This is a genomic window from Enterobacter quasimori (assembly GCF_018597345.1).
In the GTDB taxonomy this organism is placed as follows: domain Bacteria; phylum Pseudomonadota; class Gammaproteobacteria; order Enterobacterales; family Enterobacteriaceae; genus Enterobacter; species Enterobacter mori.
In genome coordinates, this window is the sequence record NZ_JAHEVU010000003.1 from 479,698 (window position 1) to 493,236 (window position 13,539).

Annotated in this window: 13 protein-coding genes; 7 read left to right on the forward strand and 6 right to left on the reverse strand. The window is 56.2% G+C overall.

Features of this window, described 5'->3' with window-relative positions:
• Nucleotides 1-11: 11 nt before the first annotated feature.
• Together KK102_RS14395 and KK102_RS14400 are read right to left on the reverse strand one after the other, a co-directional pair.
• Complete coding sequence (locus KK102_RS14395; protein ID WP_216357867.1) at nucleotides 12-914, reverse strand: carbohydrate ABC transporter permease; 903 nt, start codon at nucleotides 912-914, stop codon at nucleotides 12-14.
• On the reverse strand, nucleotides 907-1,797 hold the full coding sequence (locus KK102_RS14400; protein WP_010435175.1) for a carbohydrate ABC transporter permease: 891 nt from the start codon (nucleotides 1,795-1,797) through the stop codon (nucleotides 907-909). The genes KK102_RS14395 and KK102_RS14400 overlap by 8 nt, the downstream gene beginning before the upstream one ends.
• Nucleotides 1,798-2,336: 539 nt before the next feature.
• Between KK102_RS14400 and wzz(fepE) the strand changes: the two genes are divergently transcribed.
• The gene (wzz(fepE), locus tag KK102_RS14405; RefSeq protein WP_126544932.1) at nucleotides 2,337-3,479 is read left to right on the forward strand and encodes an LPS O-antigen length regulator Wzz(fepE); all 1,143 of its coding nucleotides are present in this window, start codon (nucleotides 2,337-2,339) and stop codon (nucleotides 3,477-3,479) included.
• 37 nt (nucleotides 3,480-3,516) lie between these two features.
• Here the strand turns inward: wzz(fepE) and KK102_RS14410 are convergent, their stop codons facing one another.
• Entirely contained in the window at nucleotides 3,517-3,840 is a 324-nt protein-coding gene (locus KK102_RS14410) for a cupin domain-containing protein (protein ID WP_042715918.1), read from the reverse strand.
• A gap of 137 nt (nucleotides 3,841-3,977) precedes the next feature.
• Here KK102_RS14410 and KK102_RS14415 point away from each other — a divergent pair, with 137 nt between their 5' ends.
• The gene (locus tag KK102_RS14415; protein ID WP_126544931.1) at nucleotides 3,978-4,670 is read left to right on the forward strand and encodes an aspartate/glutamate racemase; all 693 of its coding nucleotides are present in this window, start codon (nucleotides 3,978-3,980) and stop codon (nucleotides 4,668-4,670) included.
• On the opposite strand, the gene KK102_RS14420 is transcribed toward KK102_RS14415, so the two are convergent.
• Nucleotides 4,665-5,591, reverse strand: coding sequence for a LysR family transcriptional regulator (locus KK102_RS14420; protein ID WP_010435167.1), 927 nt, complete (start codon nucleotides 5,589-5,591; stop codon nucleotides 4,665-4,667). The two genes, KK102_RS14415 and KK102_RS14420, sit on opposite strands and share 6 nt — an antisense overlap.
• A 126-nt stretch (nucleotides 5,592-5,717) precedes the next feature.
• Between KK102_RS14420 and lysA the strand changes: the two genes are divergently transcribed.
• Entirely contained in the window at nucleotides 5,718-6,980 is a 1,263-nt protein-coding gene (gene lysA, locus KK102_RS14425; protein WP_126544929.1) for a diaminopimelate decarboxylase, read from the forward strand.
• Here the strand turns inward: lysA and KK102_RS14430 are convergent.
• Entirely contained in the window at nucleotides 6,950-7,987 is a 1,038-nt protein-coding gene (locus KK102_RS14430; RefSeq protein ID WP_216357868.1) for a LacI family DNA-binding transcriptional regulator, read from the reverse strand. The genes lysA and KK102_RS14430 overlap by 31 nt on opposite strands.
• A gap of 300 nt (nucleotides 7,988-8,287) precedes the next feature.
• Between KK102_RS14430 and KK102_RS14435 the strand changes: the two genes are divergently transcribed.
• The 4 genes from KK102_RS14435 to KK102_RS14450 all read left to right on the forward strand — a co-directional run bounded on the left by KK102_RS14435 (nucleotide 8,288) and on the right by KK102_RS14450 (nucleotide 12,371).
• Nucleotides 8,288-9,613 (forward strand): PTS sugar transporter subunit IIC, encoded by a 1,326-nt coding sequence (locus tag KK102_RS14435; protein ID WP_216357869.1) that lies wholly within the window; start codon nucleotides 8,288-8,290, stop codon nucleotides 9,611-9,613.
• A gap of 7 nt (nucleotides 9,614-9,620) precedes the next feature.
• Nucleotides 9,621-11,048, forward strand: a complete 1,428-nt coding sequence (locus KK102_RS14440) for a glycoside hydrolase family 1 protein (RefSeq protein WP_216357870.1) — start codon at nucleotides 9,621-9,623, stop codon at nucleotides 11,046-11,048.
• Between the two features lie 76 nt (nucleotides 11,049-11,124).
• The gene (locus tag KK102_RS14445) at nucleotides 11,125-11,898 is read left to right on the forward strand and encodes a GntR family transcriptional regulator (RefSeq protein WP_010435154.1); all 774 of its coding nucleotides are present in this window, start codon (nucleotides 11,125-11,127) and stop codon (nucleotides 11,896-11,898) included.
• Nucleotides 11,895-12,371 (forward strand): GNAT family N-acetyltransferase, encoded by a 477-nt coding sequence (locus KK102_RS14450; RefSeq protein ID WP_216357871.1) that lies wholly within the window; start codon nucleotides 11,895-11,897, stop codon nucleotides 12,369-12,371. The genes KK102_RS14445 and KK102_RS14450 overlap by 4 nt, the downstream gene beginning before the upstream one ends.
• Here the strand turns inward: KK102_RS14450 and galR are convergent.
• Complete coding sequence (gene galR, locus KK102_RS14455; RefSeq protein ID WP_010435148.1) at nucleotides 12,332-13,348, reverse strand: HTH-type transcriptional regulator GalR; 1,017 nt, start codon at nucleotides 13,346-13,348, stop codon at nucleotides 12,332-12,334. The genes KK102_RS14450 and galR overlap by 40 nt on opposite strands.
• Nucleotides 13,349-13,539: the final 191 nt, after the last annotated feature.

The window sequence follows — 13,539 nt, forward strand, 5'->3', positions numbered from 1 at the left end:
AGATTTCCCTCTTAACCTTTAATTCCGCTGCTGGTGACGCCCTGTACGAAGTAGCGCTGTGCCAGGAAGAAGACAATGATGGATGGCAGAATGGAGATGCTTGCCATTGCCAGAATTTCGTTCCACGGCGCACCTTCGGTCACGTCGATGGACATTTTCAGCGCCAGTGCAATCGGGTATTTATCCACGCTGTAGACGTAAATCAGCGGCCCGATAAAGTCGTTCATCGACCACATGAACTGGAACAGGGCGACGGAGATAATGGCCGGTTTCAGGATCGGCACCACCACGTACCACAGCACCTGGATGGAGTTACAGCCGTCAATTTGCGCGGCTTCTTCCATGTCGCGCGGCACACCGCGCAGGAACTGGATCAGCATAAAGACGAAGAACCCCTGCGTGGCGAAGGCCAGCGGCAGGTACAGCGGCATATAGCTGTTGAGCATGCCCATTTCGCGGAACATCAGGTACTGCGGGATCAGCAGCACGGTGCTGGGCAGCAGCATGGTGGTGATGAGCGTGGCGAACCAGAATTTCTTCCATGGGATCTCGAAGCGGGCAAAACCGTACGCCACGATGGTGGACGAGATAATGGTCAGGATCACTTTCGGGATCACATACTTAAAGGTGTTGAGCATGTAATGGCCGAAGTTGTATTCGGTCCCGGTTTTCCAGCCGTTCACAAAGCCGTCCCAGGTTGCATGGGTAGGCCACAGGCTCAGGGTGGTGAAAATCTCGTGGTTCGGTTTGAACGAGGCCGAGAACATCCACACCAGCGGGTAGAGCATCAGCAGGCCGACAATCAGCAGGATCGTGTAACGAATGCTGGCGTTGATTTTCTCTCTGCGCAGCGTACGGGCGACCTCGCGCTCTGCAACGCTTATTGCCGTGGAGAGTTCCTGAATATCAGCCATTTTTGCCTCCTTTATCGGCAGAGTAGAACACCCAGTATTTCGACGACTTAAAGGCGATACCGGCAAAGACGGCCACCACCAGGAACAGGATCCACGCCAGCGCCGCCCCGTAGCCCATATCGAAGTATTTGAACGCGGTGTCGTAGATGTAGAGCGAGAACAGATAGGTCGAGTAGGTTGGCCCGCCGCCGGTAATCACGTACGGTCCGGTAAATTCCTGGAACGCCTGGGTGGTCTGCATAATGAAGTTGAAGAAGATCACCGGCGTAATCAGCGGCACCGTCACTTTTGTGAACATTTGCCATTTGGATGCACCGTCGATCATCGCCGCTTCATACTGCGACTGCGGAACGTTTTGCAGCGCGGCCAGGAAGATGACCATCGCAGAGCCGAACTGCCAGACGCGCAGCAGGGTAACGGACATCAGCGCCAGCGACGGCTCGCCCAGCCAGTTCACCGGGTCGAAACCAAACACGCCGATAAAGCTGTTGAGCAGACCATCAATGGCAAACAGCGCGCGCCACAGAACGGCGATGGCGACGGAACTGCCGAGGATGGACGGAATATAGTAGGCAGTACGGAAAAAGCCGATGCCGCGTAATTTAAAGTTCAGAACAAACGCAATCCCTAATGCGAAGGCGAGCTTAAGCGGGATGGTCAAAAATACGTAGGCAAAGGTTACGCCCATGGATGTCCAGAAGAGCGTGTCTTCGGTAAACATGTAGCGATAGTTCTCAATGCCGTTAAATACCGGCGGACTCATTAAATCGTAATCCGTAAAACTGAGGAAAAACGATGAAACAAAGGGGAAGGCGGTAAAGAGTATCAACCCGATGATGTAGGGAGATATCCACGCTAACCCCAGCAGCTTGTTTTCATTCATACATACCTACCTGGCGATCAATGGTTAAAACGGAATCTGGTTTGTTACAACTATCTCGCGCTTGCCCTGCTCAGCATGAGAGGAAATATCTCAGGTGATGTGTTGGTATTTGCTTTTTACATGCTGTTTTATAAGGTTTTTATTGGCTTTGCCTGAATGCATCATGGTCAAGTTTCAAAACTTACGAACCGGTGTTCTTGAATACTAAAACAACGTTTTATTTTATATTATTGCTATTTATTTCTGCGTCATTCGCTTAATGATGGAAATGTGATCGGCGTCGAAACGCTGTTTCAATAAGGTGATGAGAGTGGCATTTTTGCGCTATTTCACACAATCGCACCCGTCGGCAAGGAAAGGAGAGGGAAGAAACCGAATGATTAATAAGCACAATACCGCTTAGAAACTTCCTACTAAATCTGATAGTCGGTCTACAGATAGATCAATCTGGCGTTCAGATTATTCTTACTTTCTTGTATCATCCGACCACTGCAACCAATCAGGCAGAAATTTACTGCACCCCTAAAAGAAGAACGGTTATGTCAGCGATGGATTTCAAGAAAAACACGGACCTCGATTTTCCCCGTTATGCCACTCCGGTGGTAAGCACCAAAGAGATAGATCTTCTGGGGTTGTTAGACATACTTCTGGCAGCCAAAAAACGTATTGTCACGATCGTCCTGGCGTTTGCCGTGGTAGGGTTGGCTATTGCGTTTTTAATCCCGCAAAAATGGACCAGTAAAGCCGTGATCACGCCGGCCGAGCAGACGCAGTGGAACACGCTGCGCCAGATGATGGTGACGCTGCAGGTGCTGGATGTCGACGCGAAGGTGAGCCACGGAGACGTGTTTAACCTGTTCATCAAAAAGTTCCAGTCGCAGTCGCTGCTCGAAGAGTACATGAAAACCTCTCCGTACGTGATGTCTCAGCTGGAAGGCACCGAGGTGGATCCGCTGGAGCTGCATCGCGCGGTGGTGAGTATTGCTGAAAAAATGAAAGCCGTAGATAACTCGCAGGCTAAAGACGCAGACAAAGCGCCGTACACCTCCTGGACGCTGAGCTTTACCGCCCCAACGGCGGGAGACGCGCAGACGGTTCTGGAAGGTTACATCAACTATATCTCCCGCATTGTTGAGCAGGAGACCATGGAAAATATCCGTAACCAGATCACGCTGAAAACGAAAGTCGTTCAGCAGCAGCTGGAGCTGGATCGCGTGCGTCTGACCAATATCCACAACACCAACCTGCAGCGCCTCAACTATTCGCTGGAAGTGGCGAACGCGGCAGGCATTAAGAAGCCGGTTTACAGCAACGGACAGGCGGTAAAAGATGACCCGGACTACTCCGTGGCGCTGGGTGCTGACGGTATTGCGCAAAAGCTGCAGATTGAAAAGAATCTTAAGGACGTGGCCGAGCTGAACGCGGATTTCCAGAACCGGGAATTCTATCTGGCTCAGCTGCAAAAACTGTCCCTGGAAGACGTGAAGCTCGAGCCCTTCAGGTATCAGCTTTCACCGTCGCTGCCGGTGAAAAAAGACGGTCCGGGCAAAGCCCTGATTGTGCTGCTGGCAGGGATCCTGGGCGGCCTGTTTGCCTGCGGTAGCGTGCTGCTGCGTGATGCGATGCTCTCGCGTAATCCGCTGCCAGAGCCGATTACGGCCGTAACGCCAGCAGCAGAGTAAATACGATATAAAAAAGGCGCTGATTCAGCGCCTTTTTTTACTTCAGGAAATCGTCGCGCACCGGCGTAAAGGTATCCAGCAGGGTGCCGGGCTTCAGGCAAACGCAGCCGTGCATCACGTGCGGCGCTTTATAGAGCGTATCGCCCGCCGTCACGATCTGCTTTTCTTCGCCTATCGTAAACTCGAACTCCCCGGAGAGCACGTAGGTAAGCTGTTCATGCGGGTGATTGTGCATCGGGCCAATCGCACCCTGCTCAAAATTGACCTCCACCGCCATCATCTTTCCATCGTGCGCCAGAATACGCCGCGTCACGCCGTTGCCCAGATCCTCAAGCGTGGTCTCTTTGTGGAAAATAAACATCTCTCCGCTCCGCTATGTAATGAAACAATGTTTCATTTAACTTATCTCACCCTGCGATAAAAAGAAATGACGCGACAAAGAAGTGGAAACAGGATCACAAGTTTGCTTCACTGGGATAAACACATAAGGAGGGATGCATGAAAACGATCGGCCTGTTGGGTGGGATGAGCTGGGAATCGACCATCCCCTATTACCGCCTGATTAATGAAGGGGTGAAACAGCGTCTGGGTGGCCTGCACTCCGCGAGCCTGCTGCTGCACAGCGTTGATTTCCATGAAATCGAAGCCTGCCAGTCCAGCGGCGAGTGGGATAAAGCCGGGGAGATCCTGGCGCAGGCGGCGCTGGGGCTGGAACGTGCGGGGGCGGAAGGCATTTTGCTCTGTACCAACACCATGCATAAAGTGGCGTCTCATATCGAAGACCGCTGTTCGCTGCCGTTCCTGCATATCGCGGATGCGACCGGGCGCGCGATTCGCGCATCCGGGATGTCGCGCGTGGCGCTGCTGGGCACCCGCTACACGATGGAGCAGGACTTTTATCGCGGTCGTTTGAGCAGTGAATTCGGCATTGAAAGCCTGATCCCGGACGAGGCTGACCGGGCGCGCATCAATCAGATCATCTTCGACGAGCTATGTCTCGGCATCTTCAGCGAAACGTCCCGCGCCTACTACGTCAGCGTCATTGAGAGGCTCGCGCAGCAGGGAGCGGAAGGGGTGATCTTCGGCTGCACGGAAATCGGTTTGCTGGTGCCGGCCGAGCGCAGCGCCATTCCGGTGTTCGACACCGCGGCCATTCACGCCGCCGATGCCGTCGAGTTTATGCTGTCATAGGGCGTTTTGCAGGTCAGGTAAGCGAAGCGCCACCTGACGCGCATGCTCGGTCAAATGCCCGGTGAAAGCGTCCACCAGCGCCGAAGCCGGACGATGCAGGGGGCGAATCAGGCTCACGGTGAAGGGAACGGACACGCTAAACCGGCGGATGACGATCCCGCTTCCGGCATAGTCCAGCGCCGTGAGGGGATTGACGACCGCTACGCCCACGCCCGCGCGCACCATGGCGCATATTGACGCCGCGCTGTGCGTTTCCACTACCATCCGCCGTTTCACCTGATGTTCGGCAAACAGCGAATCCAACAGCTGACGGTAGCTGTCGGTCTGGGACAGGCTGATGTAGTTTTCCCCGTGAAAATCTGCAGGCGTCAGCACGGCCTTACCGGCGAGCCGATGCCCGGCGGGTAAGACGCAAACTTCATCCAGCGAGAGCAACTCCGTGCGCTCGGTGCCTGCGGGTGTGGCGAGCGTTTCCGTCAGGCCCAAATCGTGGCGCTGGGCGGAAAGCCACTCTTCAAGCAGCGGTGACTCCTGCGGAACAATGGTGAGATTGACCTCAGGATAGCGGGCCAGAAACGGCTGCAGCAGCGTCGGCAGAAACGACTGGGAAAAGACGGGCAGGCAGACGATGGAAAGCTCGCCCTGGCGAAACTCCCGCAAACTCTCCGCCGCGCTGACGATCCTGTCCAGCCCGTACCACGAGCGCTGGACTTCTTCGAACAGACGTAATCCCTGCACCGTCGGGTGAAGCCTGCCGCGCGCGCGTTCAAACAGCTTAAGCCCCAGCACCTTTTCAAAACGCGCCAGCTCACGGCTGACCGTTGGCTGCGAGGTATGCAGCATCTGTGCGGCTTCCGTGAGATTACCGGCGGTCATCACGGCGTGAAAAATCTCGATGTGGCGTAGGTTAACGGCGGGCATAGGGCACCTGAAAGCGGGTGAGGGTTCCATATCATTTTTGCATAGAGTCGGGATAAAACGATATTTTTTATTCCCTTCATTTTGTGGCGTAATCATAAAAAAATGATTCATGCCCCGGAGATAACCATGCCACGCCCGCTGAACCAGACTGATACTGATTTGAACGCCGATAACCTGCTGCGCCTGCCTGCCGAATTCGGCTGCCCGGTGTGGGTCTACGACGCGCAGATCGTTCGCGAGAAGATCGCCGCGCTGCATCAGTTCGACGTGGTGCGTTTTGCCCAGAAAGCCTGCTCGAATATTCATATTCTGCGCCTGATGCGCGAGCAGGGTGTAAAGGTTGACTCCGTTTCTCTGGGCGAAATTGAGCGCGCGCTGGCGGCCGGGTTTGATCCGAAAGCCGACGGCGACGCAATCGTCTTTACCGCCGACGTGATCGACGACGCTACGCTTGCGCGCGTGCATGAGCTGCAGATCCCGGTCAATGCCGGTTCTGTGGATATGCTGGAACAGCTGGGTAAGGTGTCTCCCGGCCACCGCGTCTGGCTGCGCGTGAACCCCGGTTTTGGCCACGGTCATAGCCAAAAAACCAATACCGGCGGCGAAAACAGCAAGCATGGCATCTGGTATGCCGATATGCCCGCCGCGCTTGACGTCTTGCAGCGTTATAACCTGAAGCTGGTGGGGATTCATATGCACATCGGGTCAGGCGTGGATTATGGTCACCTTGAGCAGGTGTGCGGTGCGATGGTGCGCCAGGTGCTCGACTTCGGGCAGGATCTGGAGGCGATCTCCGCAGGCGGCGGGTTGTCCATTCCTTACCGTGAAGGGGAAGAGGCGATCGATACCGATCACTATTACGGCCTGTGGAGTGCGGCGCGCGACAAAATTGCTGCCCATCTGGGCCATCCGGTAAAACTGGAGATCGAACCGGGGCGTTTCCTGGTGGCGGAGGCTGGCGTGCTGGTGGCACAGGTGCGCAGCGTGAAAGAGATGGGAAGCCGTCACTTTGTGCTGATTGATGCAGGCTTTAACGATCTGATGCGTCCGTCTATGTACGGCAGCTATCACCATATCACGGCGCTCGCTGCGGACGGTAGCGATCTGATTAACGCGCCGCGCGTAGAAACCGTCGTGGCGGGCCCGCTGTGCGAATCCGGCGACGTGTTTACCCAGCAGGAGGGCGGCAAAGTGGAAACGCGCGCGCTGCCAGAAGTGAAGCCGGGTGACTATCTGGTGCTACACGACACCGGGGCGTACGGCGCGTCGATGTCCTCAAACTACAACAGCCGCCCGCTGCTGCCGGAAGTGCTGTTTGATAACGGCGTGGCGCGACTGATTCGCCGCCGCCAGACCATTCAGGAACTGCTGGCGTTAGAACTCGTCTGAGTAAAATACGGCCCCGTGGTTACCGAGTCACGCAGCACCAGCGTGCCGGTAAACGGTGGGATCGCTTCGACCGGCTGGTTTTTTGCCAGCCGGATCGCCTGATCGATCGCCGTGACGATCATGCTATCAATCGGCAGATACACCGATGAGAGCGCAGGCTCCAGCCATTTTGCACTTGGGGCGTCATCAAAGCCGAACAGCGAAATATCCTGCGGGATTTTAAGCCCTGCCTGGTGTAATGCTTTGGACGCGCCCAGCGCCATATCATCGTTACAGGCAAACAGCGCGCTGAACGGTACCTTTTCCTCAATCAACTCGTTGCACAGCTCATATCCGCGCGTCATTCCCGCATCGCCGTATTTAATCCGCCGCTCGTCCAGCCGGATACCGTGCTTTTCCAGCGCCTTGCGGTAGCCCATCAGACGCGCTTTTCCGGTTGGGGTGTGGATAGGAACGGTGATGCAGGCGATCTCCCTGTGGCCCTGGCTTATCAGGTAATCCACCGCTTTGAATGCCGCATCCTGTTGTTCGAAAAAGACGCAGCGATCCGCCGCCTGGCTGACCTCGCGGTTGATCACCACCAGCGGGGTCTGCACCCTGTTCATCAGCTTGATGATCGCCTTTTCGCTCATGTAGCGGGTGTACAGCACGATGGCATCGCACTGGCGATCCGCCAGCATCTGTACCGCCTGCTCTTCCTGCTCCGGCGCGTCGTGGCCGTCGGTCACGATCAGCTGTTTACCGTGCGTTTCTGTTTGTCGGGAGGCCTGCTGCAGCAGGCGGCCGAAGTAAAAACCGTCGAAGGTGGAGACCACCAGACCAATGCTGTTGCTGGTCTGGTTGGCGAGCGAGCGCGCGAGAAAGTTTGGGCGATAGCCCAGCTCTTCCATCGCCGCGAACACCTGCTGACGCGTACTCTCTTTAACCTGACCCGTGCCGTTCAGCACGCGCGAGACGGTGGCCTTTGACACGCCCGCGCGCAGTGAGACATCCAGCATTGTTGCCATTCGAAATTCCTGCTTCCCCGTAATGGCATGCAGTTTAACACAGACCATCCGGCGCATAAGCGACGCGGGAAGGGCAAAACGCCCACCAGGATCACGCTTTTCGGTAACGATCCATCAGGTCAGGACAAACGGCGGTAAGTGGTATGCCAAATCAGTCAAAAATCATAATCTGGAATACCGGACGTCGCGTTGAGAGCTTAATCACAGAACAAATCGGGGCGTGAAGCTATTTTTGGTATGCCAATAGTATCCGGCTGTACACCTTATTCAATAAAGGCCCTTTTACTGAGGTATTACCCTATGGCATTACAGGAAAAACTGATCGACGCTCTGGGCAGTTTTGCCACCAAATTCAACAGCTATCGCTATATCATGGCGATCAAGTCTGCCTTTATTACCTTAATGCCGGTCATCATCGTTGGGGCATTTTCTGTGCTTATTTCCAACATGGTGCTGGATCCGAAAAATGGCCTGGCGAGCTTTGAGTCGCTGTCATTTCTCGCTGCGCTAAAACCGATAACCAGCGCGCTCAATTACGCCACGCTGAACTTCCTTAATATCGGCGCAGTGTTCCTGATCGGTATTGAGCTGGGGCGCATTAACGGCATTAAATCGCTGTTCCCCGGCCTGCTGGCGGTGATTTGCTTTATCTGCGTCACGCCGACCACCGTAGAGATGCTGGTGGACGGCGAAATGCACGTGGTGAAAGACGTGCTGCTGCGCCAGTTCTCCGATACCCGCAGCCTGTTCCTCGGCATGTTTATCGCCATTCTGTCGGTTGAGGTTTACTGCTGGCTGGAGAACCGCAAGGGGCTGAAAATCAGAATGCCGGACACCGTGCCGCCTAACGTGGCGGCGTCGTTCTCCGCGCTGATCCCGGCCATTATCACCACCACCGCCATTGCCACCTTTGGCTTTGTATTCCACCAGCTTACCGGCATGTATCTCTACGACGCGGTTTATCAGGTGGTGCAGCAGCCTCTGGAGCGCGTGGTGCAGAGCCTGCCGGGCATTCTGCTGCTGATGTTTGTCGCCCAGCTGTTCTGGGTGATCGGCATTCACGGCAACCAGATGATCAAGCCGATCCGCGAGCCGCTGCTGCTGGGGGCGATCACCGTCAACATGAGCGCGTTCGAGCAGGGCAAAGAGGTGCCGAACATCATCACCATGCCGTTCTGGGATGTGTATATGAGCATTGGCGGCTCAGGGCTGACTATCGGCCTGCTGATCGCGGTGATGATTGCCACCAAACGCAAGGAGATGAAGGAGATCGCCAAGCTCTCCATCGGACCTGGCCTGTTTAACATCAACGAGCCGGTGATTTTCGGCATGCCAATCATGCTCAACCCGATCCTTGCCATTCCGTTCATCATTACCCCGCTGGTGACGGGCTCCATCGGTTATTTTGCGACGGTGACCGGTTTTGCCGGCAAAGCCGTGGTGATGGTGCCGTGGACCACGCCACCGCTAATTAACGCCTGGCTCTCTACCGCAGGCTCGATGGGGGCGGTGATCACCCAGCTTATCTGCATTGTGACGGCGGTGATTATCTATCTGCCGTTTGTGAAAATTGCCTCACGCCGTGCAGAGCAGGCCGCGTTGAAGCAAGCCACCGATAACGTATGAGGACGTGATGAGCACAAAACAGATTACGATACCGCAGGATTTCATTTTGGGCGCAGCGGCATCGGCCTGGCAAACCGAGGGCTGGCGCGGTAAAAAACCGGGTCAGGATTCGTGGATCGATCTCTGGTATAAAAACGATCGTCACGTCTGGCATAACGGCTACGGTCCGGCGGTAGCGACCGATTTTATCAACCGCTTTCGCGAGGACGTGGCCCTGATGAAGCAGGCGGGGCTGACGCACTACCGGACCTCCATCAACTGGTCGCGTTTTTTGACCGACTATGAAAACGCGACGGTGGACGAAGAGTACGCCGCGTACTACGACGCGCTGTTCGATGAGATGCATCGTCAGGGCATCGAACCGATGATCTGCCTGGAGCATTACGAGCTCCCAGGCGCGCTGCTTGAAAAATACGGCGGCTGGGCGTCGAAGCATGTGGTTGAACTGTTTGTCCGCTACGCGGAAAAGGTGTTTGACCGCTACCACGGCAAAGTCACCCGCTGGTTTAGCTTCAACGAGCCGATCGTGGTGCAAACCCGCGTCTACCTGGACGCGCTGCGCTGGCCGTACGAGCAGAACACCTCCACCTGGATGCAGTGGAATCACCACAAGGTGCTGGCGACGGCGAAGGTCGTGAAGCTATTCCGGGAAAAGGGGTATGACGGCGCCGTCGGCTGTATTCTCAATCCGGAAGTGACCTACCCGCGTTCCCGCGCGCCACACGACGTGCGGGCGGCGGAGATCTACGATCTGTTTTATAACCGCGTGTTCCTCGATCCGCTGGTGCACGGCCGCTACCCGCAGGAACTCTTTACCCTGCTTGAGCAGCATCAGGTTGAATGGGACTACACGGAGGAAGAGCTGGCGCTGATTGCCGACAACACCGTGGACGAGCTGGGTATCAACCTCTATTACCCGCACCGGGTGAAAGCACCTTCCCGCGCCTGGCATCCGGAGACGCCGTTCCACCCGGCGTACTACTACGAGCCGTTCGAGCTGCCGGGGCGGCGGATGAACAAATCCCGCGGCTGGGAGATCTATCCGCGCATTATCTATGACATGGCGATGCGGATTAAAAAGGAGTACCGCAATATCGACTGGTTCGTGGCGGAGAGCGGGATGGGCGTTGAAAACGAAGCGCAGTTCCGTAGCCGTGACGGCACGATTGATGACGCCTATCGCATCGACTTTATCAGTGAACACCTTTACTACGCGCTGCTGGCGCGCGAGGAGGGAGCGAACTGCCGCGGCTATATGCTCTGGGCCTTTACCGATAACGTCTCGCCGATGAACGCCTTCAAAAACCGCTATGGGTTAATTGAAATCGACCTCGAAAACAGCCGCGCCCGCCGCGCGAAAAAATCGGCCACCTGGTTCCGTCAGCTGCGCGATGAGCGCGTGCTGACGCTCAGCGTTGACGATGAATGGAAGTAGGCATTCTGATAAAATAGCGCGCAAACTGGCCGGGAGGACGCCCGGCCTGCGCTTAACTGAAAACACAGGTGAAAACGTGGATAAGGCTGTCATCCTGCCGGAAAAAAAACAGTACCAGGAAATTGGCGAGGATTTAAGGGCGCAAATTATCCAGGGGCATTATCCCGTTGGGTCGCGCCTGCCGCCGGAGCGCAACATCGCCGAGACCTACGGCGTAAGCCGGACTATCGTGCGCGAAGCGCTGCTGATGCTGGAGCTACAGGGCACGGTGGATATTCGCCAGGGGTCCGGCGTCTACGTGATGCGTATTCCTGAAGAACATGAAAACGAGGAGGAACGCTTCCTCAATAGCGACGTTGGCCCGTTTGAGATCTTGCAGGCGCGCCAGCTCCTCGAAAGCAACATTGCCGCCTTTGCCGCCAAAATGGCGACGCGCGCCGATATCGATAACCTGCGCCGCATCATCGAGCAGGAGCAGCGGGCCATCGCCGCGGACGATCGCAGCCAGGACAACAACAAGATGTTCCACCTGGTGCTGGCGGGGGCGACGCAAAACCAGATGCTGCTGGCGACCGTCGAGAGCATCTGGCACCACATGGACAGCAGCCCGCTGTGGCAGCAGTTCAACGTCCACATCGCCAGCCGCGCGTATCGCCTGAAATGGCTGGGCGACCGGCAGACCATCCTTGCAGCCCTGCGCCGTCGCGACGTCATGGGCGCATGGCAGGCCATGTTCCAGCATCTGGAAAACGTGAAAAAGAGTCTGCTGGAGCTGTCGGATGAAGATGCGCCGGATTTTGACGGCTATCTGTTTGAATCTGTTCCCCTGTTCCAGGGAAAGCTGGTATGACGATCCTGCCGCTGTACGCCGCGCCGCAGTTTGCGGAGCAGGCGATCGACTGGATTTGGCGGGCCTTCGGCGACGGGCTGCCGCGCGAATTTTTCCAGAGCATTATTGAGCACAGCCAGACGCCCGGCGCGCTGCCGCTGACGTTTATTGCCGTTGAGGATGAACGGCTTCTGGGCACCGTCGGATTATGGCGCTGCGATCTCATCACGCGTCAGGATCTTTATCCCTGGCTGGCGGCGCTGTACGTGGATGAGGCGGCGCGAGGAAAAGGACTCGCGGGGAAGCTTCAGGAGCATGTTATTGCGTATGCCGCGCGGGCCGGGTATACCGAGCTGCATCTGTGGTCTGCCTGCCGCGACTTCTACGAACGCTACGGCTGGCAGTACATTGGCGATGGGCTGGAATACCCGAATACGCAGGTTCACCTCTACCGTTATTCGCTCTGCGCTTCTGCAAGAGACGCAACGGAATGACGGCGCACCAGCGTCGGGCTAAACAAATGCGTAATATCCGGCGGCTGGCGCTGTTCAGCCAGCGCTAACGCCAGTTCGGCGGCCTGCGTCGCCATGGTGATAATGGGGTAACGCACTGTCGTCAGGCGCGGGCGCACGTAGCGTGAGACCAGCACGTCATCGAAGCCAATCAGCGAAATTTCTGCCGGAACCTCAATGCCGTTGTCATTTAACACGCCCATTGCCCCTGCGGCCATCGAGTCGTTATAGCTGGCCACCGCCGTGAAATTTCGTCCGCGACCTAACAGCTCCGTCATGGCCTGCTCGCCACCGCTTTCATCAGGTTCACCATACGCCACCAGCCGGTCGTTACACGGCAGACCGTTTTCACGTAGCGCATCGTAATAGCCCTGCAAACGATCTTCCGCGTCGGAAATGGGGTGGTTAGAGCACAGGTAGCCAATGCGGGTATGACCCTGCTGAATCAGGTGTCGCGTGGCAAGCCAGGCGCCGTAGCGGTCGTCCAGCGCCACGCAGCGCTTTTCGAAGCCGGGAATGATGCGGTTGATGATCACCATGCCGGGCATCTGCTTCATCAGATGAATGAGTTCGGCATCGGGGATCATTTTTGCGTGAACCACCAGGGCGGCACAGCGGTGACGAATCAGCTGTTCGATGGCCTGGCGCTCTTTAAGTTCATTATGATAGCCGTTGCCGATCAGCAGAAAATTACCCGTCTGGTAAGAAACCTGCTCAACCGCTTTTACCATCGCCCCGAAAAAGGGATCGGAAACATCGCCCACGACCAGCCCGATGGTTTCGGTTGATTGCTGCGCAAGGGCGCGCGCATTGGCGTTGGGGTGATAATTCAGGTTTTCCATGGCGTCCTGCACGGCCTGGCGTGATGCGTCACTGGCTTTAGGAGAGTTATTGATCACGCGGGAGACGGTCGCGACGGAAACACCAGCCAGACGAGCCACATCCTTAATTGTCGCCATTTATTACCTTCTTATTAGGGGTAAGCGTTTACACACTAACTAGTGTTACGGAAAAGCGGCACGCATTCAAGGGGAGCGGGGCAACAGCCTCACCAAACGTGACGCAGAACACCCCTGGTCGTGTAATCGTTACACGGGCAGACGTGTCAAAATAATGTCAATCCGAACCTTTAGTTACACTTTGCCTCAGG

Coding starts and splice junctions, on each gene's coding strand:
- KK102_RS14395 (WP_216357867.1), bottom strand. CDS start 914: ATGGCTGATATTCAGGAACTCTCCACGGCAATAAGCGTTGCAGAGCGC.
- KK102_RS14400 (WP_010435175.1), bottom strand. CDS start 1,797: ATGAATGAAAACAAGCTGCTGGGGTTAGCGTGGATATCTCCCTACATC.
- KK102_RS14410 (WP_042715918.1), bottom strand. CDS start 3,840: ATGTTTATTTTCCACAAAGAGACCACGCTTGAGGATCTGGGCAACGGC.
- KK102_RS14415 (WP_126544931.1), top strand. CDS start 3,978: ATGAAAACGATCGGCCTGTTGGGTGGGATGAGCTGGGAATCGACCATC.
- KK102_RS14420 (WP_010435167.1), bottom strand. CDS start 5,591: ATGCCCGCCGTTAACCTACGCCACATCGAGATTTTTCACGCCGTGATG.
- lysA (WP_126544929.1), top strand. CDS start 5,718: ATGCCACGCCCGCTGAACCAGACTGATACTGATTTGAACGCCGATAAC.
- KK102_RS14430 (WP_216357868.1), bottom strand. CDS start 7,987: ATGGCAACAATGCTGGATGTCTCACTGCGCGCGGGCGTGTCAAAGGCC.
- KK102_RS14435 (WP_216357869.1), top strand. CDS start 8,288: ATGGCATTACAGGAAAAACTGATCGACGCTCTGGGCAGTTTTGCCACC.
- KK102_RS14440 (WP_216357870.1), top strand. CDS start 9,621: ATGAGCACAAAACAGATTACGATACCGCAGGATTTCATTTTGGGCGCA.
- KK102_RS14450 (WP_216357871.1), top strand. CDS start 11,895: ATGACGATCCTGCCGCTGTACGCCGCGCCGCAGTTTGCGGAGCAGGCG.
- galR (WP_010435148.1), bottom strand. CDS start 13,348: ATGGCGACAATTAAGGATGTGGCTCGTCTGGCTGGTGTTTCCGTCGCG.